A 20,970-nucleotide genomic window follows, 5' to 3' on the forward strand; every position below is an offset into this window, starting at 1 on the left:
CTCAGTCGGAGGCCTCGGGTTCGGCGTCGCCCGACAGCGACCCCATCCGGAGGTCCACGTCGCCCGTCCCGAGCTTGATTGGCTTGCCCACGATGACGTTCTCGGTCACGCCGTTGAGGTCGTCGACCTCACCGTGGATGGCGGCGTCGAGCAGGTGGTTGACCGTGACCTCGAACGCCGCGCGCGCCAGCACCGAGTCCTTGCTACCGGAGATGCCGTGGCGGCCGATGGACTCGATGGTGCCCTGATTGGTCATGATGTCGGCGACCAGCATGAGGTGGCGGACGTTCACGTCGTCGAGGCCCTGCTCTTCGAGGGTGTCCATCGTCTCGTTGATGATGGCCTCGCGGGCGGCCTCGATGCCGAGATTCTTGTGGATCTCGTGGATGTTGTTCGAGGTGGTCCGGCTGGCGTCGACCCCCTCGATGTCGATGACGTCGCCGAACGACGACCCCTCGGTGTAGAGGACGAACTCCTCGCGTTCGTCGAGCTGCTCCTTGCGGATGACGACCCGCGAGATGTCCTCAATGCCCTTGAACACGATGTCCCGTAGCTGTTCGACCAACTGGAGCAGGTCCCGGTAGCTGGGTTCCTGCGGGCCGAACTCGATGACCGTCCCCTGCTGGGTGGTCTGGACGCCCAGCGAGTCCTCGATTATCTCGGCGATCTCGTCGGGCGCGATCATCCGCTCTTCGAGGGTGTCCTCGTTGAGGTCGATGGAGACGATCATGTCGGCGACGTTGGTCGAGATGTCACCGAGCGCGAGTATCTTGGTCGCCTCGATCTGCCAGACGACCTCGTGGGCCTTCTCGCGGTCGGTGGCGTACTCGTCCTCCAGATGGACCGTCATCATCGGCGTGTCGGGGGTCTTGCGGGCGTCCACGAGCTCGATGAGTCGCGGCAGGCCCTGGGTCACGTCGATTTCCGCGACCCCCGCGTAGTGGAACGTGTTCATCGTCATCTGGGTTCCGGGCTCCCCGATTGACTGCGCGGAGACGGTCCCCACCGGGTCGAGCGGGTCCACGCGGGTGTCGAGGTACTGGCCCTCGACCGCCCGCGCGAGGTCGTCGGCCTGTTCGACGGTGACCCCGTCGCGTGCTTCGATGGTGCTGTACACCTCCTCTTTCAGCCGTCGCGGGAGGTCGGTGTCCTCGACGACGGCCTCGATGTCTTCGGATACGTCGTATTCGGTCATGGGTTATCAGTCGTCTCCCTCGACCTGTCGGGCGTCCGCATGCTCCGAGAGGTTGGTCGGCGGGCGCTTCTCGCCGAGGAACTCCTTCTTGCGCGCCTCGTCGTCGAACTCCTCGTCGAGGACGCGGTCTGCGATTCGGTCGACGTCGATGTCGTGGTCCTCCTTCGAGGAGACCTGCACCGGGCTGGTGCCGTCCTCGCCGAACTCGAACTGGACGATGGTGTCGGAGGTGTCCCGAACCGTGCCGTCGTACTGGGTTTCGAGCTCGGAGAGCGCGTTGATGAGACGGCGCTGGAGGTAGCCGGACTTGGAGGTCCGGACCGCGGTGTCGACCAGCCCCTCGCGGCCGCCCATCGCGTGGAAGAAGAACTCACGGGGGTTGAGCCCGCCCGTGTAGGAGTGTTCCACGAAGCCGTGGGCCTCCGCCGAGAGGTCGTCGGGCTTGTAGTGGCTCAGCGTGCGGTCCTCGTACCCCCGGTTGATGCGCTCGCCCCGAACCGCCTGCTGGCCGACACAGCCAGCCATCTGGGTGAGGTTGAGCATCGACCCACGCGCGCCGGACTCGGCCATCACGACCGCGGGGTTGTCGTCGGCGAAGTGGTCCTCGGCGATGTCGCCCGCGGAGTCCCGGGCCTTGCCGAGCGTCTGCATGATCTTCATCTCCAGAGTCTCGTCGACCGTCCGGCCGGGCAGGGATTCGAGGTCGCCGTTCTGGTAGGTCTCGATGAGTTCCTCGACGCGGTCGTAGGCGTTGTCGATGGCCTCGTCGATGCGGTTCTGGGCCTCCGCCGGGATGGACTCGTCGTCGATGCCGATGGAGAACCCGAAGTGCATGATCGAGCGCATCGCCAGCGCCGCGACCTCGTTGATGAAGATGCGGGCGCGGGTGTTACCGTACACCTTGCAGATGGTGTCGACGATGTCGCCGCCGAACTCCCCGACCTCGTCCTCGGCGATGGTGCCCTCGACGAGCTGGCCGTCCTCGATGATGACGTCGTCGCCGACGGTGCCCGTGAATTCGAGGTTCATGTTCTCCGGGAGCAGTTCCGAGAAGATGTCTCGGCCGGTCCAGTAGGGCTCGCTGTCGTCGTCGTCGTGGCCCGACGGTTCCGGAAGCTCGTCGATGCGGGTCGCTCGCAGGAGGTCGAGCGCCTGCGTCTCGTTGAAGTGGGGGTTCTCGTTGGTGAGCAGGTAGGTGCCCGAGATGTGGTCCTGAATCGCGCCGATGATGTTCTCGCCGAAGCGCGGGCTCAGGATTTGTTCCTGCACGCGCATGAGCACGCGCGCCTCTGCGCGGGCCTCCTCGTTCTGGAGGGCGTGCATGTTCATCTCGTCGCCGTCGAAGTCGGCGTTGTACGGCGGGCAGACCACGGTGTTCAGCCGGAAGGTCTTGTACGGCATCACCACGACCTCGTGGGCCATGATGGACATCCGGTGCAGCGACGGCTGGCGGTTGAAGATGACGATGTCGCCGTCGACCATGTGGCGGTTGACCTCCCACCCGGCCTCGACCTTGGTCGCGAGTTCCTCGCAGTTCTTCTCGGTCACCTTGAGGCGACGACCGTCGGGACGCTTGACGTAGTTCGCGCCCGGATGGCCCTCGGGGCCGTTGGCGACGTACCGGCGGGCGTCCTCGACGTTGCGCTCGGTGACGTTCATCGTCTGGGTCATCTCCCGGGCGACGCGCTCGGGGACCCCGACCTCGTTGAGCGAGAGAGTCGGGTCGGGCGAGATGACCGTCCGGGCCGAGAAGTTCACGCGCTTGCCAGACAGGCTCCCGCGGAACCGGCCCTCCTTGCCCTTCAGGCGCTGGCTGAGGGTCTTGAGGGGCCGACCGGAGCGGTGGCGGGCGGGCGGCGTGCCCGATATCTCGTTGTCCATGAACGTGGTGACGTGGTACTGGAGGAGTTCCCAGAGGTCCTCGATGATGAGCTGGGGCGCTCCGGCCTCGCGATTCTCCATGAACCGCTGATTGATGCGGATGATGTCGACCAGCTTGTGAGTGAGGTCGTCCTCCGAGCGCTGGCCGTTGTCGAGCGTGATGGAGGGTCGGGCCGTGACCGGCGGCACCGGCAGGACCGTCAGGATCATCCACTCGGGCCGGGAGCGCTCGGAGTTGATGCCCAGCGTCTCGATGTCCTCGTCCGGGATGTCCTCGAACCAGTCCCGGATGTCGCTTGGCATCAGCTTGTTCATGTCCTCCTCGGTGAGGTCGATGTCGAGCGCCTTTTCGAGGGCCTTCCGGTCGGACTCGCGGGGCCGGAACTCGCCCGACATGATCTCGTTGATTCGCGAGAGGTCGATGCCGGTCTGGTCGGCGAGCTCCTGGGGCGCGATGGGTTCGCGCTCCTCGTCGTCCTCGTCGTCGCCGGACCTGCCCTGCATCGCGGCCGCGATCTGCTCGGAGTACTCGCTGGTGAGGACCTGCTGGACCTCGTAGTAGGTGGTGGGCTTCTCGTGGTTGATGTCGTACTGGACCTCGCCGCAGTAGGGACACCGGTCCTTCTTGCGGGCCTCCCGGATGGCGGCCTTGGTCACGTCGGTGAGGTCGTTACCGAGCTCGCGGGTCCGGTCGAGCTTGGACTCGTACTTCTCCTGCTCGTCCTCGGTGAGCAGGAGCCGCGAGCAGTTCCGGCAGGTCCCGCGCAGGAGCCGCCGGATGAGCTTCGTGAACCCGACGTGGATGACGGGCGCGGCGAGCTCGATGTGGCCGAAGTGGCCGTTGCACGACCCGGAGTGCTTGCCGCAGGTCTTGCACTCCAGCCCGGGGTCGATGACGCCGAGCCGCGGGTCCATCAGCCCCATGTCGATGGGGAACCCGTCGTCGTCGTAGGTGTCGGCCGTGATTATCTTCGTCGCCGACATCTCGCGGTACTCCTCGGGGTCCATCAGCCCGAAGCTGAGCTTCCCGATCTCCTTGGGTGTTTGTCCTGTTGACATGTTAGACTGCGTCCTCCAGTTCGAGTCGCGGAGCGATACCGAGCGCCTTCATCTCGTCGAGCAGGAGCTTGAACGCGTAGGACATCTCTATCTCGTGGATGTCGGTCTCTTCGTCGCAGTTGGGACAGTAGACGCGGTTCTGCTCGACGTTCTCGACCGCGCTCATCCCGCAGTTCGCACAGACGTAGATCCACTCGCGGTCCGACTCGTCGAGGAGTCGCTCCTTGAGGGTGAGCGCCGCGCCGTGCCCGATGAGCACGTCGCGCTCCATCTCGCCCACGCGGAGGCCACCTTCGCGGGCGCGCCCCTCGGTGGGCTGGCGGGTCAGCACCTGCACCGGCCCGCGAGAACGGGCGTGCAGTTTGTTCGACACCATGTGGTAGAGCTTCTGGTAGAAGATGGTGCCGATGAATATCTCGGCCTCGATCTTCTCGCCGGTGACCCCCGAGTACATGATCTCCTTGCCCGAGGACTTGAAGCCCTTCTCTTCGAGCGACGACCGGAGCTCCTCTTCGTCCTCGCCGGTGAACGGCGTGCCGTCGACGCGCCGACCTTCGAGGGCTCCGACCTTGCCGCCGATCATCTCCAGTACGTGACCGACCGTCATCCGGGACGGCAGGGCGTGGGGGTTGATGATGAGGTCGGGCACGACGCCCTCCTCGGTGAACGGCATGTCCTCCTGCGGGGCGATGTGGCCCACGACGCCCTTCTGGCCGTGGCGGCTGGCGAACTTGTCGCCGAGTTCGGGGATGCGCTCGTCGCGCACCGACACCTTCGAGAGCTTCGAACCGTCCTCGCCCTCCATCAGGGTGACCGTGTCGACGACGCCCGACTCGCCCGACCGCATCGTGACCGAGGTCTCTCGCCGCTTCTGCGGCGAGAGACCGCCCATGTCGTCGGGCTCTTCGAGGAACCGGGGCGGGCTCGTCTTGCCGAGCAGGACCGAGTTCTCGTCGACCCGCGTCTCGGGGTTGACGAGGCCGTCCTCGTCGAGGTGGGTGTACGCGTCTTCACCGCGCGCGCCGCGCACGTCGTCGCTCGGAATCTCGAAGCGGTCCTCCTGACCGCCGGGATATCGGCGTTCCTCGCCCTCGTAAGTCCGGAAGAAGTGCGACCGGGCGAGCGCACGGTCGACCGACCCCTTGTTCATCACGAGCGCGTCCTCGATGTTGAACCCCTCGTAGCTCATCACGGCGACCGTGAAGTTCTGCGCGGCGGGGCGGTCGTCGTAGCCGATCTGCTCGGTGGTCTGGGTCTTGACCATCGAGAGCTGGGGGTAATGCAGGAGGTGCTGGCGGGTGTCCGGGCGGATGCGGTAGTTCGCCGCCGGGAGCCCCAGCGACTGCTTGATCATCCCCGACCCCATCGTAATCCGGGGAGAGGCATTGTGCTCGGGGTACGGAATCATCCCCGCGCCGATGCCGAAGATGAGCTGCGGGTCGACTTCGAGGTGGGTGTGGTCCTCGGTGAGGTCGTCCTCGTCGACCGCGACGTAGATGTCCTCTTCCTCCTCGGCGTCGATGAACTCGACCTTGCCGCGCTCGACGAGGTCCTCGAAGTCGAGGTCGCCGTTCTCGACCGCGCGAATCTCCTCCTCGGTGATGAGCGCCTCGCCGTCCTCGACGACGAGCAGGGGTCGGCGCGCCCGACCCGCGTCGGCGTTGATGATGACCTCGCGGGTCCGCTCCTTGACCGAGACGTTGACCATCTCGGGCACGTCGCCGCGTCTGCGGGCGTGTCGGACCTGTTCTGCGAGCTGTTCGGGGTCGGGGTGAGTCCCGACCAGACTACCGTTCACGTAAACCTTGGCTTCTCGTCCCTGACTCATGTTAGTCGTCTGCGGATGCAGTGGAATCGACGCCCTCGATGCCGGGGATGCCCTCGACACCCATCGACGCCAGTTCTCGTTTCAGGCCCTGTTCGTCCTCGACGTTCTGGGACAGCTCCATCGCCTGCGCGAAGTTCTTCACCAGCCCACAGTTGGGCCCCTCCGGCGTCTCGGAGGGACAGATGCGACCCCACTGGGTCGCGTGGAGGTCCCGCGCCTCGAAGTGGGGCTGGGACCGCGAGAGCGGCGAGCGCAGGCGGCGGAGGTGCGAGAGCACGCCCATGAAGTCGGTGCGGTCGACGAGCTGTGAGACCCCCGACCGGCCGCCGACCCAGTTGCCCGTCGCGATGGGGTGTTCGAGCCGTTCGGTCAGCACGTCCGACCGGACCACGGTGTTGACCGACAGCTGACGGTTGCGCATGTTGGCGCGTTCGAGCTGGTACTTCACGTCCCGGGCCAGCTTGTTGAGCGCGGTCCGGAACAGGTCCTTCATCAGGTCGCCGCTGACCTTCAGGCGCTTGTTGGCGTAGTGGTCCTTGTCGTCGGGCTCGCGGCGTTCGAGCGCGAGCTCGAAGCACGCCTCGGCCATCCGACAGAGGTAGTACGCCTTGTTGATGCGGACGTCCTCCTCCTCGACGCCCTCCTCGTGGAGATGGGGCAGGAGGTAGCGGTCGATGACGTAGTTGGCGCGCTTGAGCTGGTAGTTCTTGCCCTGCCCGGAGGCGACGCGCTTGCCGAGGGTCTCGATGGCCTCCTCCTCGGTCTGGACGTCGGCGGCCTCCAGATTTTCGAGCATGAACTTCACGATTTCGGGGTCGTCCGACACCCGGTGGACGATCTCCTCGTCGGACTCCAGCCCGAGCGCCCGGACCAGCGTCACGAAATTGACGCTCCCCGAGACCGAGGGGAACGACACTTCGAGCAGGCCGTCGCGGGTGCGCTCCACGAGGACGAGGGCGCGGTAGCCCCGGCGCTGAGAGAAGGTCTTGGCGACCTGAATCTCGTCGCCGTACTTGGTGTCGTACTCCGCGAGGATTTTGTTCGGCGCGAGGTCCTCGCTCGTCATCAGCACCCGCTCGGAGCCGTTGACGATGAAGTAGCCGCCGGGGTCGGCGGGGTCCTCGCCGATGTCGACGAGTTCCTCGTCGGAGAACCCGGCGATGTTGCACTTCTCGGAGCCGACCATGATGGGCATCCGGCCCACCTTGGTCTCGGTGGCGTCGACCACGCGCTCGTCTTCGCCCTCGCCCTTCACGATGGACATCTCCATGAACACGGGCGCGGAGTAGGTGATGTTACGGAGGCGGGCCTCCTGAGGGTAGAGGAGCTCCTCGCTCCCGTCGGCCTCCCGCACGCGCGGGGTCACGACTCGTACGTCGCCTAACTCGACGTGGACCGGCTCCTCGTCCTCCTTGTCGCCGATGTCGGTGTCGATGGTCCCCTTCTCGTCGACCACCTGTTGCATCCCTCGACCGAGGAACGCGTTGAACGAGCGGTAGTGGTGTTCTGCGAGCCGTTCCTTCGAGAAGTACTCCTTCGATATCGCGCGTCTGTCTTGCCTGTTCATTATTCTACCACGAGTCGGTACACGGTCGCGGTGTCTGTCGTTCGGGAGTCGCGCACGATCTTGATCACGTCGCCGACCTCGGCGTCGTCGGGCAACGCCGGGTCGGTCCGTTTGATCTTCGGCAGGTCGGTTGGTTTGATGTCGTACTCCTCCATCACGCCGTCTAACTCCTCGTCGTCGACGACGCTGTGGTCCGGCACCAGTTTGTGTTGGCTTACGTCTACCATGTGTGGCGGTGGATTCTCTGCGCAGAGGGAGAAATTGCTATCACGAGATACTACAGGGCATTACTCGCCCGATTCATTTAACACTTGCTAAGTAGGGCGCGCACCACGAGCTATCCGACCCCGCCCCCGTCGGCGGGTTCCGACGACGCCGGAGTGCCTAGTGGTGACAAGGACTGTACCGAAGTATAAATCGTTTGGGGCGGTGACGCGCCCGGGAGGCTCGAACCGGGGGTCGCCATCGGGACTCACCGACACGCCGACCTCGTTTGAGAAGCCTTAAGTCCAACCGGGGACAACCGGAGAATGCGTTCGAAAGCCCGGGTGGTGTAGTGGCCCATCATACAACCCTGTCACGGTTGTGACGCGGGTTCAAATCCCGCCTCGGGCGCTTTCTCTCGACGTTCGTTCAACAGAGGTCCGTCTCTGCGACGGTCGGTGTTCCGCAATCTGATTCCCGGATTCGTCTCCCATTACGACCGGACCACACGCATCGACTACAATCCAAAAATAGTCGATATAGGATAACTATATAAAGGGTAGCGAGTGAGAGAAAGTATGGGAGGAACCGCGTCGTTCAATTCGAAGGACAAGGGTGATGAAACGGAAGCGACAGTCATTCAGAGGCTGATATCGAACGGCTATAGCGTCTCGATTCCGTTCGGAGATAACGACAAATACGACCTAATCGTGGACGACGGAAACCGACTCTATCGCGTTCAGTGCAAGACAGCGTGGGCCAACAAGGAAGAAACGATGCGGTTCAATACTCACTCCCAGACGACCAAAGACGGGGAGTATCACGAGAAGACGTATCACGGCGAGATAGACGCCTTCCTCGTACGCTACCCCGAAGACGGAACTATCTACTGGGTCGATGTAGAAGACGCCACCGAGCAGAAGATGGAGCTTCGATTCGATGCCGAGATAGCGCATCCGTCTATCAATTGGGCCGAGGAGTACAAGTTCGACGGGACGATTCCGTAAGAGACGGACGAGTTCTACGGCACCTACCGTGGCCATAGATAACATGGGACGGTGTCGGCCGAAATCGGCATACCTTAATACGGCCCGCCGAAATGAACGAGTGCACTCGGAAAGCCCGGGTGGTGTAGTGGCCCATCATACAACCCTGTCACGGTTGTGACGCGGGTTCAAATCCCGCCTCGGGCGCTTTCCTGCTGACACCGAACTCCGAGACCCTTCTCACGCCCCGAGACGCGATTGGACACGGTTTTGTGTTGCCGCCGCCGACCCGTGGACATGGTCAGACGGCGGCTCGGGACGAGCCTCTACGCGAGCGTCCTGTTCACGGTGCTCGGCCTGGTCGCGTGGCTCACCGGCCAGCCGTTCATCTTCCCGAGTCTCGGTCCCTCGGCGTTCATCCTCGCGTTCGACCGGCGCGGCGAGCGGATCACGACCTACCGGATCGTCGGCAGTCACTTCATCGGGGCGGTGGCCGGACTGCTCGCGTACGCGCTCGTCGCCGACGGCGTCTCGCTCACCAGCACGCCCGCCGGGCTGTCGCCCGACGGGCTTCGGCTCGCCGCGAGCGGCGTCGTCTCCATCGCGGTCACCAGTTGGGGGATGATCGCGACCGACACGAACCACGCTCCGGCCTGCGCGACCACGCTCATCGTCTCGCTCGGACTGCTCTCGACCCCGCGACAGGCCGCGACCATCGTGGTGAGCGTCGTGATTCTGGTCGAGGCCCACTGGGCATTCCTGTTCGCCTTCGAGCGACTGAAGTCCCGGTTGGAGACCGAGCCGGGGACCGCGGCGTAGGCCGGGAGGTCGGTCCGACCCCCGAGTCGCGCGTTCGACGCGAGGCCTGCCCGAGGCGGGAAGCTCGAAGTCTGCCCGAAGGGGTAACTGGGTGGCCGACGTGGCTCGCGTATGACCGCGAGTAAGGCGGGGCTCGAAACCGACGCGACCGAGAACGATTCGTTCCCGAGACAAGAGCTGATTTCGGCGTTGATGGTGGTGGGGTTCGTCCTGCTGTTTTTCCCCGAACCCGTGACCTCCGTGCTGGGGGTCGTCCTCGTCACCCTCGGCGGCGGGCTGTGGGTCCGCGACCTCCTTCGGCAGCCCGGACAGTCCATTCAGTAGGCGGGACCGCCGCCGGTCGCCTCACGCGAGCGCGGTCGCCAGCCACCCGCCGACGCCGACCGCGGCCAGCGCCCCGACCAGATTCGCGGCCGCGTTCCGGACCGCGGCCCGGCGCTCGCCGTCGTCGTAGAGCGTCACGGTCTCGACCGCGAAGCTCGAAAACGTCGTGAACGCGCCGCAGAATCCGATTCCGAAGACGGTCGAGAGGGCCGCACCCTCGGCCGCGACCGCGGTCAGCGCGCCGAGCGCGAAGCTCCCGAGGACGTTCACCGCGAGCGTGTCCCGCGTCCGGCCGGGAAGCCACGCTCCGACCGCGTACCGGGCGAGCGCGCCGAGGACGCCCCCCGCGCCGACCAGCAGGAGGTTCATCCGGCCACCTCCTCGCTCGCGGTCCGGACGACGGCCCTACCGGCCAGTACCGCCGCGAACCCGAGCGCGTAGTTCGCGCCGACGTTCGCCACCGCCAGTCCGGGCGACAGCGCGGCGGTCTCGACCGCGAAGGCGCTGTAGGTCGTGAACGACGAGAGGAAGCCCGTCCCGAGCAACAGGCGCATCCGGGGGCCGAGCCGCCCGACCAGTCGGGCCTCGTAGAACAGGACGCCGAGCGCGAAGCTCCCGGCGACGTTGACCGCCAGCGTCCCCCACGGGAAGCCGCCGGGGAGCGCGACCGAGACGGCGTACCGGAGGGCGGCCCCGGCGAAGCCGCCGACCGCGACCAGCGCCAGCGGTCGGAGTCGCTCGGCGAGCGATTCGGTGGCGTCCGACCCGGACATTCGGTTCTCGGGCGTGAGGAACCGCGGGCGGGAGATACCGCTTTCGAAGTGGCCGCGCGAGCCTCGTTCGAGGCTCGCGCGGCCATCAGCCGATCTCGGACGCGCGCGAGCTCCCGCCGCCGTGGGGCGTCTCGCGCTCGCGAATCCGGACCGCGTGAACGCTCTCGGTCGCGTCGTCGACCAGCAGTACCTCGCCGGGCGCGTCGGGCAGGCGCTCGTCGAGCGACGACGCGACGTAGGTGGGTCGCGCGTCGGCGAGCGCGCCGAGGTCGGCGCGGGAGGTCAGTCGGTGGGCCAGCAGGAGGTCGGCCTGCGAGACGGCCACGCCGGGGAGCGCGCTCGGACGCTGGGTCGCGCCGACGAAACTCACGCCGGGCTGGCGGCCGCGAGTCAACGCGGTCCGGAGCGCCGGGGCCGCGACTCCGTCGAAGAAGGCGTGGACCTCGTCGACCAGCAACCACGGGAGGCGGTCGGGAGACCCACGGACACACCGGTCGTACAAACCGCCAGCCAGCCCGCGCAGGACCGCGTTCGCGGGCGCGGCGTCGAGTCCCGAGAGGTCCACCACGACCGCCGACTCCCCGAGGAGGTCGTCGGCTGTCAGGCCGTCGGGCTCGAATCCGCCCCACGAGTCGGCGAGCGCGAGGTGGTTCTCGGCCGCCCGGCGGGTCGCGCGCTCGGCCCTGGTGTCGGCGGCCGCGACGAACTCCCGCATGGCGGCCAGCGAATCGCGGGCGTCGGCGGCCTGCCAGACCAGCGCGCCGACCGGTGACTCGGGCGCGAGACCGAGCAGGTCGCACCACGCCCGCGGGCCGAGCGCGGCGGCCGACACCCGCGGGCGCGAGACCACCGTCGCGCCCACCTCGGCGAGCGATTCGAAGACCCCCATCGGGTCGGCGACGACCGGGACGGCCCCCTCGACTCGGGCGAGCTCCTCGGCGAGGACGCCGAGGGTGTAGGACTTGCCGTAACCGCGCTTGCCGACGACGAGTCCGGCGTGCGGCCGGTCGAGGTCGATTCGGACCCGCGCCCCGGGACTGCCGTCCCGGGCGCGGTAGGCTCCGAGGTGGCCGGTCGGGGCGTCCGGGTCGTCTGCGGCGCGGCGGCCGAGGATTCGGGTCACGGGCGGATTTGGTCCCGGCTTCGGACATAAGGGTTCGCACGAGGGTTTAAATCCGAAGCCGGGTCCAATCCGGGCCATGACGTGCCTGCTCGGTTACTACGGCTACTTCGACGATTTTCGAAAAGACGACCGCGCCATCGAGGGCCTGCCCGTTCGGCTCGTCATCGCGCTCGTGGTCGGGGTCGCCAGCCTCGGCGTGATGATGAACATGCTGTCGGGACTCAGCGGGCTCACCGTCACGGAACTCGACGCCAGACCCTCCCCGGACGTGGTCGGCACCGACGCCGGGACCGTCGACGTTACGGTCGTGGACCCCGACGGAAATCCGGTCTCGGACGCCACGGTCGTGGTCAAGAGCGCGACGGCGACCATCGACGGGGTCGCGACCGGCGAGACCGGCGACGACGGGACGGCCGAGCTCGCGCTCGACCCGGAACTCGGGCCGAATCAGGAGGAGGGAACTCTGGAGGTGAGCATCAAACCCCCCGCCGGAAGCGAGTACGCCGACGACCGGGAGAACACCGCGATACTGGTGCTGGAGGACTACGAGTAACTGTCCCAGTCGATCCATTCGTGTTCCCAGCCGGTCCGGCGCTCGCGAGCGCGCTCGGCGCGCTCGCGGTCCTCGCGGACCGTGCGGTTGCGCTCGATGGACCCGGACTGCTCGCCCTCCACGAGCAGCGGCGCGAACGCGACGGTCCCGAGGGGCTGTGCGTGGGTGTCGGCGTCACCGTCCCCGCTCCCCTCGATTACCGTCAGCGACTGGTCGCCCGCCCCGAGCGGGATGACCATCCGGCCGTCGGCCGCGAGCTGGTCGACGAGCGCGCGCGGCGGCTCGACCGCCGCGGCCTCCACGAGGATGCGGTCGAAGGGCGCGTACTCGGGCAGGCCCTCCGCGCCGTTCCGGCAGTCGACGAACACGCCGTCGTAGCCCGCCGACGCGAGGTTGGCCCGCGCGTCGAGCACGAGGGGCCGGGTGATGTCGACCGCGTGGACGTTCCGGTCGCCCGCGATCTCCGCGAGGACGGCCGCGGTGTAGCCCACGCCCGCGCCGACCACGAGGACCGAGTCGCCCGGTTCGGGGTCGAGGGCTTCGAGCAGTCGGGCGGCGGTGCTGGGCGCGAGGACCCGGGTGCCCTCGTGTTCGAACGACCGGTCAGCGTAGGCGAGCCGGTCGTCCTCGACGAACTCGTGGCGGGGGACCGCCCGCATCGCGGCGCTCACGCTGTCGCTGGAGACAACCCCCTTCGAGGGGTGTTCGAGGCTGTCGACCATGTCGTCGCGCAGCACCGCGAGTTCCATATCGGGAGCGTGGGTCCGGAGGTTCTTGAATTGCCCGGCCGCAGTCGGGCGGTTATGTCGGTCGCGCGACCGTCCCGGCCAGCAGGTCATCGCCGACCGGCGATGACCTGCTGGTCGATGCCCGGAACGTCTCGGACCTCGACTCCCTCGAAGCCCGCCTCGCGGAGCCACTCGGTGAACTGGGCCTCGGTGTAGGTGTCGCCGTTCTCGGTCTGAGCGAGCATGTGCGCGCCGAACAGGGCGGCGCCGTCGGCCCGGCCCCGGACCCTGTCGAGGAGGACGACCGCCCCGCCGGGGTCGAGGGCGTCGTAGGCGTTCGCGAGGAGTCGGCGGTTCTCGTCGGGGCCGAGTCCGTGGGCGACCCGCGAGCAGAACACGAGGTCGAACCCCTCCGGGAGGTCGTCGGTCGCGTCGCCCGCGACCAGCTCGATGGGCTCGTGTTCGAGGAACCGCCGGTCGATGTCGACGACCTCGGGGCGGTCGAGCAGCGTCACGTCGAACCCCCGGCGGGCGAACTCCTTGGCGAACCGCCCGGGACCGCCCCCGACGTCGAGGACCCGCTCGGCGTCGGGGGTGCGGTGGACCGCGGCGGTGACGCCCGCCCGGACCGCGGCGTCGTCGACGCTCGCCATCGCGCCCGCGAAGTTGGTCGTCCAGTCGTCGAGCGGGAGGTCGGCGAGGTCGCCCGATTCCATCGTCTCCGGGAGGCGAATCCAGCGCTCGACGCAGTCGAGAGTGTGGGGGACGGGACCGATAGAGCGGACGTCCCGCTTGGCGACGAACCCGAGCGCGCGGTTCGTGATCTCGTACCGAGGTTCGGCGTCCTCGTCGCCGCCGAGGACTTCCAGATACCCCAGCTCGACCATCGCGTCGAGCGCGATGCGCGCTGACCGCTCGGTCACGCCCGCCGACTCGGCGACTGCAGGGGCTGTCTCGGCCTCTGTCGTGACGGCGTCGAGGACGCCCGTCTCGCGGGCGGCCCGGAGGAGCAGTGCTTCGCGGTAGTCCATGCCCCAGTGAAGGGGCGACCCGGGCTTAATCCTCCTGCATCGGGACGAACCGGACCCGCCCGCGCTCCTCGCGGTCGACCGACCCGGTGGCGCGCTTGCGGGCGAACACCAGCCGCTGGACCGAGGTGCCGAGGGGCGCGAGGATGCGCCCCTCGGGTCGGACCTGCTCGACCACCTTCGGCGGGAAGTCGCTCGCGGCGCACGTCAGGTAGGCGGCGTCGTAGGGCGCGCGCTCGGGCCAGCCCTCGTGGCCGTCGCCCACTCGAATCGAGACGCCGCCGTAGCCGAGGTCGGCGAGTCGCTCGCGGGCTGACTCGGCGAGCGACTCGTGGTACTCGACGCTGGCGACGTTCTCCGGGCCGACGACCTCGGCGGTGACCGCGGCGTGGTAGCCGCATCCGGTGCCGATTTCGAGGACGCGCTCGCCCGGGTCGAGGTTCAGCTGGTCGACCATCACCGCGACCATGTGGGGCGCGCTGATGGTCTGGTCGCTCCCGATGGGGAGCGGTCGGTCCTCGTAGGCGCGCTCGCGGCGGCCGGGCGGTACGAACTCGTGGCGCGCCACCGCGCGCATCGCGTCGAGGGTCGAGTCGTCGAGGTCGTCGAGGCGCGCGAGGCGCTCGACGAGCGCCTCGCGCGCCTCCTCGAAGTTCGGGCCCCCTCCCCCACGCATCTCAGGTCACCACGCCGACCACGCCGACGAGGTCTCGTCGTCGGCGTAGAGTCGCTTCACGTCCTTCGCGACCGCGCGGTCGCCCTTCTCGCCGAGGGGGTTGAAGTCGTAGCCCGCGGCGTCGTCTCGGAGCGCGATGGACTTGACTCGGAACTTCTCGTCGCCGAACTCCTCGGACTCGCCGACCACGAACTCGTGGTCGCCGGGCACGTCCATCTTGACGCTCTTCGAGTCGTCGTGGCTCCCGTCGTCGGGGTTGATGGTGACGTTGACCCGGACGTTGTCGACCGCGCGGGTCCAGAACGTCTCGACGTCCTCGACCTCGGCCTCCTCGGTTCGCTTCTCGTCGCCGAGTTGGAGGTCGGTGATCCGGACGACCATGATGGCCTCGGGGGTGTCGAGGACGAACTCCTCGCCGACCGCGACCGTCTCCTCGGGCGGGGCCTCCACGGTGGCGGTGAACGACTCGCCCTCCTGGGAGACCACCACGTCACGTTCGACTTCCTCCTCTCGCTCGATTTTGGTCTTGTGGACGTGACTGCACTCGGTACAGCGCACGGTGGCGTGACCGCTCCCCTCCTTCAGCACCTCGTGGACCGTCTCGGCGTCGGGCGAGCAGGACGGACAGGTCACCGCGACGCGTTCGGCTGTTTCGCTCATGACCCGTTCTAAACTGGCAGGACATAAAAACCCAGTCTCACGACGCCCGCATTCCCCACGCTCGTTTCCCGACGCCCGCTTTCCGTCGTCTCGGTCGCTCGCGGCGCGAGCGACCGAGACGACCGATGTGACGGACGGCCGGTCAGTTCGACTCCGTGCGCACCCGGAACACCTCGACGCCCTCGTTGCGGTAGACGCGCTCGTAGCGGTCGGACTCGCGCAGGTCCCGGACCAGCGCGTCGTTGACGGCGGGTTCGCCCCGGATGGTGAACGGCCCGCGGGGGGCGTAGAGGTAGTCGGGTTCGGCGTCCACGTCGTCGAGCCACCCCTCGACGCACTCGGCGGTCGGACACGCCGAGGCGTTCTCGTAGCCGTAGAGGTGGGCCTGAAACGCCGCCGACCCCCGCCACTCGACGCCCCACGGCCCGAGGAGCATGGTTCGGTCGGTCATCGACGGGAACCACTCGGCGGCGTCGCCGAGAACGACGAACGTCGCGTCGGCGTCGGTCTCGGTCTCGACCCACGCCATCGCCTCCACGTCGTGGTCGTCGATGAACTCGGGGGTCGTCTCGTCGGGGCCGACGAGGCCGGTCATCTCCGCGCCGAGACCGCCGTAGCCGAGGACCGCCCCCGACACGAGCAGGACGGCGACCGGCACGCCCGCGAGCCGACTCGCTCGGAGGCCCTCGCCCCGGAGTCGCCCCGTCTCCCGGAGGTAGGGCGCGAGCAACTCGGTCGCGGCGAGGACGAGGACGAACGACCCCACGAAGTAGGAGAACCGCGACTGCTCTATCGCGAACTCGACCGCCAGCAACCACACCGGAAGCAGTCGGTGGCCCTTCGCGAACGCGACGACCGCCACCACGACGATGGCGAACGCCCACACCGACAGCCCCTCCAGGATTCCCGGGAAGATGCCGCCGTGGGTGCCCGCCGCGCCGGTGAACACGTCGAGACCGTGGACCGAGACGACCTGCGTCCACCACGGGGCGGCGACCGCGGTCCCGCCGAGACCGACCGCGAGTCCCCACAGGAGTCCCCGGGGCGTCCGGTCGAGCACCGCCCACGCCACCACGTAGCTCAGGACGACGAACAGGGTGTAGGTCGGGTGAGTGAGAACGGTCAGCCCGAACAGCGCGACCGCCGGGGGGAGCCACCGCCGGTCGCCGTCGCGGAAGAGCCGGAAGCCCGCGTACAGACACGAGGTCGCGAGCAGGAACGCGGTCGCGCGAACGATGCCGCCGGACGAGACGTGCCATTCGAGTATCTGGGGGTTGAGCGCGACCAGAACCGCGGCCGCGGCCCCGCGCCGCGGCCCACCGAGCAGGTCCCGGCCGATGAAGTAGGTCGGGACGAGGTACGCGACCGTGAGGACCGGCGGGAGCAGGCGTGCCACGGTCACCGGGTCGACGCCCGCGTCCAACAGCAGCGCGAACACGTAGAACGCCAGCGGCGGGTAGGAGAACGGGATTCCCTCCGCGGTGTAGTGGGGAATGGTCTCGGGGAGGGCGTAGCCGTGGCTCGATATCTCGGCGGCGGTGTGAGCGTAGAGTCCGGCACCGTGAGCGGGATAGCGGTTCGTCGCCAGGTAGAGGGCGGCGACGAGCAGACCGACGCCGAGCGCGAGCGCGAGGGGCCGCCGGTCGGATTCTCTGGGGAGCACGGTGGATAGTAGCGAGAACGGTGATTAATGTGTCCCGGTTCGTCGCCGTTACCGACGGAATCGGACCGGCCAGCGGAACTCGACCGACCGGCCGCTCCAGCGCCACTCGGCGACCCCCAGTCCGAGCAGCGCCGGGACGCCCGCGAGCAGCGCGAGCAGTTCGAGCGTCCCGACCCACGACGGCAGGACGTACGCCACCGCGTTGACGACCTTCGGGGGGAGGAGTCCGACCACCGCGGCGGTCACGCGCCCGACCGGTCCCGCGTCCTCGCCGACCTCGTCTGCGGTCCGGGAGGGGATGTCGGCCTCGCTCGCGGCGGGGCCGCCCGCGCTCTCGTCGCCGGTGCCGAGCCGTTCGGCTTCGTAGGGGAATCCGACGTCTGCGCTCCAGACGACCTCCCCCTCGTCGTCGATCTCGAAGACCCGGTCGCCGTTCGAGTCGGTGATGAGGGTGTGGCCGTTCGGGAGGCGGTCGGCGTCCCGGGGCCACTGCATCCGGGCGTCCGACCACCGCCACGTCCGCTCCCACTCGACGTCTTCTTCTCCCGTTCGGAAGGCCTCGGGGTCCTCTGGTTCGTACTCGACCACGCGGCCGTTCTCGGAGTCGGCGACGAGGACGGCGGGACCGCCCTCCGATTCGGGGACGAAGTCGGGGTTGTGCTGTTCGTAGATGACCTCGTAGTCGTCCTCCTCGCCGAGGGTCCGGTTCTCCTGCAGGCCGGTCTCGGGGTCGAGGAAGACGACCTGGTCCTGATTGCGGAGGCTCGCCATGATAGTGCCGTCGTCGAGGACCTCGACGTCGTTGACGTGGGTCCAGTCGTCGGGGAACGGCCCGCCGCCCGACAGCGGGAAGTCCTCTTGGGCCTGCCACTCCCACTCGGTGAGGCCCGTCGTGACGTTGGCGACGTACACCCGGTCGCGGTAGATGTCGGCGACGACGAACCGGTCGTCGTCGATGCGGTCGGCGTCGTGCCACCGGGTCGAGTGCTTGCCCGGCGTGACCCGCGAGTAGAGGCGCTCGGTCTCGCCGGTCGAGAGGTTCACGCGCTCGATTCCGTTGCGGGTGCAGACGGTCTCGGCGCTACACTCCGACTCGTCGAGGTGGTGAGCGAACACGTACGTCACCGTGTGGGTGGTGTTGGGTTCCGGGTCCACGTCCCAGTAGCGGGTGTGGGTGTCGTTGTGGTAGAGGACGCTCCCGTCGGTGTCGAACGCGACGAGTTCGGCCTGCGCCCGGGGACCCGACCCGTCGTCGGAGACGACCGCGTTCGAGTCGGTCGCGACCACCGTGACGTTCTCGCGGGGCTCGACGACCGGCTCGTCCGCACCGCTCCGGAACGCCTGTTCGACCGACTGGTCGCCCTGACGGAGCCCGTCGCCGGGCGAACCGAGGTAGCCCGCGACGAGCACGAGCGCCGACAGGACGACGACAGCGACGAGTGCGATTCGAATCGTTCGGCGTGACGCCATTCTCAGAGCCTAGACAGACGAAGTACAAAGGCGTCTCGGTCGAGACCACCGGCAGTACTTTAACGGGTCTTTCCTATCTTCAGAGATATGCTGGCACGCAACCGAGCCGACCGAACGCGACGAGCACCGAGAATCGAGGGCGAGTGACGCGGATGGTCGCAGACGGCATCCACATCCTGCTCGGCGTCGCGATGGTGATGGTCCTGCTCCGGACCGACCGGGTCGAGCCGTACCTCGTCGCGATGCTGTGCGGGGCGCTCCCGGACCTCGACCGGTACGTCTTCGTCCCGTTCGTCTATCGGGGGTACCTGTCCGGGACGATGTGGACCCATCGGGGCATCACCCACTCGCTGGTCGCGCTTGGCGTGGTCGTCGTCCTCGCGGCGAGCATCGGCCAGTGGCGCGCGGCCGCCATCGCGTACGGTTCGCATCTGCTCGCCGACATCGTGACCGGGTCGGTTCGGCTGTTCGCGCCGTTCGACCTCACGCCGTACGGCCTCCACTACGACTGGATGACCGGGACCCTCGTCGCGGGGGTAGTCTCGTCGCTGGTCGTCGGGGTCGGGCTGGTCTCGATGGTCTCCGACGAGTATCCGCGGACGCCGGTGGAGGTGCGACGCCGCGTCCTCGCGCTCCGACGCCGATTCCTGCGGAGGGAACAACCGTGACCGCGGAGGTCCGGCTCGGCCGCCGAGCGCTACTCGCGGGGGCCGCGACGGCAAGCACCGCGGGATGTCTCGACCGGGTGGAGCGTGCCTTCGACCCCGAGGACCCCGAGCAGGTCTCGCTCCGGATAGCCTCGGCGTCGCGCGACGCCGACGAGTACGGGATGCAGATCGCGCGCCACCTCGCCGAACGCTGTCGGGAGGCGGGCATCACGACGAGCGTCCACCCCGTCGAGCGCGAGGAACTCGAACGTCGGGTCCTGCTCAACCACGAGTACGACGTGTACGTCGCCCAGTTCCCGAAGACCGGGAGCGTCGACCCCGACGACCTGTATCCGATTCTTCACTCGGCGTTCGAGCCGGGACTGGGGTGGCAGAACCCGTTTGGATACGTCGACGACGACGTGGACGACCGACTCGCAACACAGCGGCGTACCGAGGGGTCGAATCGCCGCGAGGCCGTCGTCGACCTCCAGCAGACTCTCGCGCGGACCCAGCCGTTCGTGCCGGTCGCCTTCCCGGACGTGATTCGGGCGCTCCGGCCCGGCCGCTTCGAGGAGTGGTCGACCGACGGTCTCGACTCGGCGCTCGCGTACCTCTCGCTCTCGCCCGCGGAGGGCGACGAGCCCCACGAGGAGTTCCGGGGCGTGTTGACCGACGGGCGCGCGACCGAGAACCTCAATCCGCTCTCGGTCGAGTTCCGCCGCCACGGTGCGGTCATCGACCTGCTGTACGGCTCGCTCGCGCGCCGAATCGACGGCGAGGTCCGGCCGTGGCTCGCCGAGGAGTGGTCGTTCGACGGCGGCGACGAGCCGACCGCGACGGTCGCGCTCCGGGCCGACCTCGCGTGGCACGACGGCGAGGACCTCACCGCCGAGGACGTCGCGTTCACCTACCGGTTCCTCGCCGACACCTCGCTGGGCGACGCCGACGACCCCGTTCCGTCCGGCCGGTATCGGGGGCGGTCGTCGCTGGTCGCCGACATCGAGGCCGCAGACGAGCGCACGGTCCGCATCGAGTTCGAGGAGTCCAGCGAGACGGTCGCCAGACGCGCGTTCACCGTGCCGGTCCTCCCGGAACACGTCTGGGCCGACCGCTCGGACCGCACCTCCATCGAGGGCATGGACGTGGAGGGTGAGGTGACCGAGGCGCTGGTCTGGACCAACCCCGACCCGGTCGGGAGCGGCCCGTTCGAGTTCGTGCGGTCGACCCCCCGGGAGATGCTCCTGCTCGAACGCCACCCCGACCACTTCCTCTGGGAGGCCGAGGAGGGGGTCGCCGAGCGGTTCGGCGACCCCGCGTTCGACCGGCTCTCGCTGCGGGTCGCCTCCTCGGACGTGACCGCCATCGAGCGCGTCGCGGCCGGACAGGCCGACGCGACCGTGACGGGCGTCGGCACCGAGACGGTGTCCCGAATCGAGGACGCCGACGGCCTCGAACTCGCGGTCGACCGGAGCCGGGCGTTCTACCACGTCGGATTCAACTGCCGCCGCGAGCCGATGGTCGACGCCGACTTCCGGCGCGCGCTCGCTGGACTCCTCGATAAGGCGTTCGTCGCCGACGACCTGCTGGACGGCTACGCGACCCCCATCGCCTCCCCGCTGGCCGGGACCGAGTGGCTACCCGAAGGACTCGAATTCGACGGACGCGACCCCACGGTGCCGTTCTACGGGACCGACGGCGAACTCGACGCCGAGCGCGCGCGCGAGGCGTTCCGCGACGCCGGGTTCGAGTACACCGACGACGGCCGACTCGTCAGGGAGTGAGG

20 protein-coding genes and 2 tRNA genes are annotated in these 20,970 nt (G+C 68.1%); 8 read left to right on the top strand and 14 right to left on the bottom strand.

The window, feature by feature from the left end:
- Position 1: 1 nt before the first annotated feature.
- The 5 genes from rpoA2 to NGM10_RS06455 are packed head-to-tail and all read right to left on the bottom strand — an operon-like array spanning position 2 to position 7,757.
- Positions 2 to 1,195 (bottom strand): DNA-directed RNA polymerase subunit A'', encoded by a 1,194-nt coding sequence (gene rpoA2 / locus NGM10_RS06435; protein ID WP_253483088.1) that lies wholly within the window; start codon positions 1,193 to 1,195, stop codon positions 2 to 4.
- A gap of 6 nt (positions 1,196 to 1,201) precedes the next feature.
- Positions 1,202 to 4,135, bottom strand: coding sequence for a DNA-directed RNA polymerase subunit A' (locus tag NGM10_RS06440; protein ID WP_253483091.1), 2,934 nt, complete (start codon positions 4,133 to 4,135; stop codon positions 1,202 to 1,204).
- Position 4,136: 1 nt separating this feature from the next.
- Complete coding sequence (gene rpoB / locus NGM10_RS06445) at positions 4,137 to 5,963, bottom strand: DNA-directed RNA polymerase subunit B (RefSeq protein ID WP_253483093.1); 1,827 nt, start codon at positions 5,961 to 5,963, stop codon at positions 4,137 to 4,139.
- 1 nt (position 5,964) lies between these two features.
- A complete protein-coding gene (locus NGM10_RS06450; RefSeq protein WP_253483095.1) occupies positions 5,965 to 7,530 on the bottom strand; it encodes a DNA-directed RNA polymerase subunit B'' in 1,566 nt (521 codons plus the stop codon).
- A complete protein-coding gene (locus NGM10_RS06455) occupies positions 7,530 to 7,757 on the bottom strand; it encodes a DNA-directed RNA polymerase subunit H (RefSeq protein WP_253483097.1) in 228 nt (75 codons plus the stop codon). Before NGM10_RS06455 ends, NGM10_RS06450 begins: the two co-directional genes overlap by 1 nt.
- 315 nt (positions 7,758 to 8,072) lie before the next feature.
- On the opposite strand from NGM10_RS06455, the gene NGM10_RS06460 reads away from it, so the two are divergent.
- The 5 genes from NGM10_RS06460 (at position 8,073) to NGM10_RS06480 (ending at position 9,863) form a co-directional block, all read left to right on the top strand.
- Positions 8,073 to 8,145, top strand: a tRNA-Asp gene (locus NGM10_RS06460).
- A gap of 167 nt (positions 8,146 to 8,312) precedes the next feature.
- A complete protein-coding gene (locus NGM10_RS06465) occupies positions 8,313 to 8,741 on the top strand; it encodes a group I intron-associated PD-(D/E)XK endonuclease (protein WP_253483099.1) in 429 nt (142 codons plus the stop codon).
- Between the two features lie 113 nt (positions 8,742 to 8,854).
- Positions 8,855 to 8,927: transfer RNA gene (locus NGM10_RS06470), tRNA-Asp, on the top strand.
- Positions 8,928 to 9,017: 90 nt separating this feature from the next.
- Entirely contained in the window at positions 9,018 to 9,539 is a 522-nt protein-coding gene (locus NGM10_RS06475; protein ID WP_253483101.1) for an HPP family protein, read from the top strand.
- A 111-nt stretch (positions 9,540 to 9,650) separates the two neighbouring features.
- Complete coding sequence (locus NGM10_RS06480) at positions 9,651 to 9,863, top strand: hypothetical protein (RefSeq protein WP_253483103.1); 213 nt, start codon at positions 9,651 to 9,653, stop codon at positions 9,861 to 9,863.
- A 21-nt stretch (positions 9,864 to 9,884) separates the two neighbouring features.
- On the opposite strand, the gene NGM10_RS06485 is transcribed toward NGM10_RS06480, so the two are convergent.
- From NGM10_RS06485 to NGM10_RS06495, 3 genes are all read right to left on the bottom strand, one after another.
- On the bottom strand, positions 9,885 to 10,232 hold the full coding sequence (locus NGM10_RS06485) for a fluoride efflux transporter FluC (protein ID WP_253483105.1): 348 nt from the start codon (positions 10,230 to 10,232) through the stop codon (positions 9,885 to 9,887).
- On the bottom strand, positions 10,229 to 10,636 hold the full coding sequence (locus NGM10_RS06490; protein ID WP_253483107.1) for a fluoride efflux transporter FluC: 408 nt from the start codon (positions 10,634 to 10,636) through the stop codon (positions 10,229 to 10,231). Before NGM10_RS06490 ends, NGM10_RS06485 begins: the two co-directional genes overlap by 4 nt.
- A gap of 85 nt (positions 10,637 to 10,721) precedes the next feature.
- The gene (locus NGM10_RS06495; RefSeq protein ID WP_253483109.1) at positions 10,722 to 11,759 is read right to left on the bottom strand and encodes an ATP-binding protein; all 1,038 of its coding nucleotides are present in this window, start codon (positions 11,757 to 11,759) and stop codon (positions 10,722 to 10,724) included.
- Positions 11,760 to 11,835: 76 nt separating this feature from the next.
- Between NGM10_RS06495 and NGM10_RS06500 the strand changes: the two genes are divergently transcribed.
- A complete protein-coding gene (locus NGM10_RS06500; RefSeq protein ID WP_253483111.1) occupies positions 11,836 to 12,312 on the top strand; it encodes an Ig-like domain-containing protein in 477 nt (158 codons plus the stop codon).
- On the opposite strand, the gene NGM10_RS06505 is transcribed toward NGM10_RS06500, so the two are convergent.
- The 6 genes from NGM10_RS06505 to NGM10_RS06530 all read right to left on the bottom strand — a co-directional run bounded on the left by NGM10_RS06505 (position 12,303) and on the right by NGM10_RS06530 (position 18,537).
- On the bottom strand, positions 12,303 to 13,061 hold the full coding sequence (locus NGM10_RS06505) for a protein-L-isoaspartate O-methyltransferase family protein (protein ID WP_253483112.1): 759 nt from the start codon (positions 13,059 to 13,061) through the stop codon (positions 12,303 to 12,305). The genes NGM10_RS06500 and NGM10_RS06505 overlap by 10 nt on opposite strands.
- Before the next feature lie 86 nt (positions 13,062 to 13,147).
- Positions 13,148 to 14,071, bottom strand: a complete 924-nt coding sequence (locus NGM10_RS06510; protein WP_253483114.1) for a class I SAM-dependent methyltransferase — start codon at positions 14,069 to 14,071, stop codon at positions 13,148 to 13,150.
- Between the two features lie 25 nt (positions 14,072 to 14,096).
- The gene (locus tag NGM10_RS06515) at positions 14,097 to 14,744 is read right to left on the bottom strand and encodes a protein-L-isoaspartate(D-aspartate) O-methyltransferase (protein ID WP_253483115.1); all 648 of its coding nucleotides are present in this window, start codon (positions 14,742 to 14,744) and stop codon (positions 14,097 to 14,099) included.
- 6 nt (positions 14,745 to 14,750) lie between these two features.
- Positions 14,751 to 15,404 carry an HVO_0476 family zinc finger protein gene (locus tag NGM10_RS06520; protein ID WP_253483116.1) on the bottom strand — a complete coding sequence of 218 codons (654 nt, stop codon included), beginning with the start codon at positions 15,402 to 15,404 and terminating at the stop codon, positions 14,751 to 14,753.
- Between the two features lie 142 nt (positions 15,405 to 15,546).
- Positions 15,547 to 17,067 carry an ArnT family glycosyltransferase gene (locus tag NGM10_RS06525; RefSeq protein WP_253483117.1) on the bottom strand — a complete coding sequence of 507 codons (1,521 nt, stop codon included), beginning with the start codon at positions 17,065 to 17,067 and terminating at the stop codon, positions 15,547 to 15,549.
- 48 nt (positions 17,068 to 17,115) lie between these two features.
- Positions 17,116 to 18,537 (bottom strand): arylsulfotransferase family protein, encoded by a 1,422-nt coding sequence (locus NGM10_RS06530; protein ID WP_253483118.1) that lies wholly within the window; start codon positions 18,535 to 18,537, stop codon positions 17,116 to 17,118.
- Positions 18,538 to 18,689: 152 nt separating this feature from the next.
- Between NGM10_RS06530 and NGM10_RS06535 the strand changes: the two genes are divergently transcribed.
- Positions 18,690 to 19,205, top strand: a complete 516-nt coding sequence (locus tag NGM10_RS06535; RefSeq protein WP_253483119.1) for a metal-dependent hydrolase — start codon at positions 18,690 to 18,692, stop codon at positions 19,203 to 19,205.
- Entirely contained in the window at positions 19,202 to 20,968 is a 1,767-nt protein-coding gene (locus NGM10_RS06540; RefSeq protein ID WP_253483120.1) for an ABC transporter substrate-binding protein, read from the top strand. The genes NGM10_RS06535 and NGM10_RS06540 overlap by 4 nt, the downstream gene beginning before the upstream one ends.
- Positions 20,969 to 20,970: the final 2 nt, after the last annotated feature.

The sequence above is a fragment of the Halorussus salilacus genome, assembly GCF_024138125.1.
Lineage (GTDB): Archaea > Halobacteriota > Halobacteria > Halobacteriales > Haladaptataceae > Halorussus > Halorussus salilacus.